Here is a 1,376-nt window from a genome sequence, read left to right as displayed (position 1 = left end):
TGAATCGCCCCGGGTTTCGTGGAGGCTCGATTACTTGGATCTAGCCTCGGCGAGTGCCGGGTTCTGACAGTAGCGGCCGGTCGGCTGGGACGCCCAGTGGAGAATCTCGAACTCGGCCGGCGGGACGAGGCCGATCTCTCCGTGGAGGCGTCGGTGGTTGAACCAGTCGACGTACTCAGCGACGGCGATCTCGACGTCGCTCACGCTCTTCCAGCCGCCCCGGGGTCGCATGACGGGGTTGCGGATGCACTCGGCCTTGAACAGTGAGTTGAGCGCTTCGGCCATCGCGTTGTCATACGAATCTCCCTTGGATCCCACTGACGCGACGGCTTCTGCTTCGGCGAGCCGCTCGGTGTAGCGGATCGCTCGATACTGGACTCCGCGGTCGCTGTGATGGACCAGGCCGGTGACGTCGTGACCGGCCCGCTGGCGCGCCCACAGACCCATGTCAAGCGCGTCGAGCGCGAGCTCGGTGCGCAGGCTCGTGGAGACTTGCCAGCCGATGATCATCCTGCTGAAGACGTCCAGGACGAACGCGACGTAGGTCCACCCGGCATGCGTGCGGACGTAGGTCAGGTCCGCGACCCAGAGCTGGTTCGGTGTTGTGGCGATGAACTTCCTGCTCACCAGGTCCTCGGGACGTTCGGTCTCAGCACCGTCACCGATGGTCGTCTTGCGGGTCTTCTCGCGTGGGATCCCGCGAAGTCCCTCGAATTTCATGAGCCGCTCGATGGTGCAGCGGGCCACGCTCACGCCTTCGCGGTTGAGTTCAGCATGGATCTTGCGGGCGCCGTAGACGCCGAGGTTGGCCTTGTGGGCGGTCCTGATGTCGGTGATGAGTTCGGTGTCGCGGACAGCGCGCGCCGACGGTGGCCTGATCTTGGCGGCGTAGTAGCCGCTCGGGGCGATCTGGACACCGGCGTCCTTCAGGACGGCGCAGATCGGCTCGACCCCGACCTCACTCCCATCGACCACGTCGTGGCGATGGGCGTCGAGGTAGGCAACTACCTGGTGGTGGGGCGGTCGAGCTCCGCCGCGAAGAAAGCCGACGCCGTCTTCAAGATGTGGTTCGCGCGACGCAGCTCGCGGTTCTCCTGCTCGAGCCTCGCGATCCGCTCGGTCTCAGCCGACGTGGTGCCCGACCGGACACCACCATCGATCTCAGCCTGCCGGACCCAGCCGCGCAAGGTCTCTGGATGCATGCCGAGCTGCTCAGCAACTCGCACGATCGCGCCGGACTTCGTCGCCGGATCAGCCCGAAGCTCCACCGCCATCCGGGTCGCCCGCTCACGCAGCTCGTCGGGGTACTTCCTGGGTGCTGCCATAACTCTCATCCTCCATGGATTGAGAGCCTCCACCAGACCCGGGGCGATTCA

Annotated in this window: 1 protein-coding gene; it reads right to left on the bottom strand. The window is 65.6% G+C overall.

The window, feature by feature from the left end:
- Positions 1-30: 30 nt before the first annotated feature.
- Positions 31-1,325, bottom strand: a protein-coding gene (locus ACHAA3_RS16800; RefSeq protein ID WP_435710245.1) for an IS3 family transposase whose coding sequence is annotated in 2 segments (ribosomal slippage) — positions 31-1,046 and positions 1,046-1,325 — 1,296 coding nt in all. Because the reading frame shifts where the segments join, the coding sequence is not laid out codon by codon here.
- Between the last annotated feature and the right edge of the window lie 51 nt (positions 1,326-1,376).

The sequence above is a fragment of the Aeromicrobium sp. CF3.5 genome (assembly GCF_051262695.1).
In the GTDB taxonomy this organism is placed as follows: domain Bacteria; phylum Actinomycetota; class Actinomycetes; order Propionibacteriales; family Nocardioidaceae; genus Aeromicrobium.
This window is presented reverse-complemented; position numbering and strand designations above follow the sequence as displayed.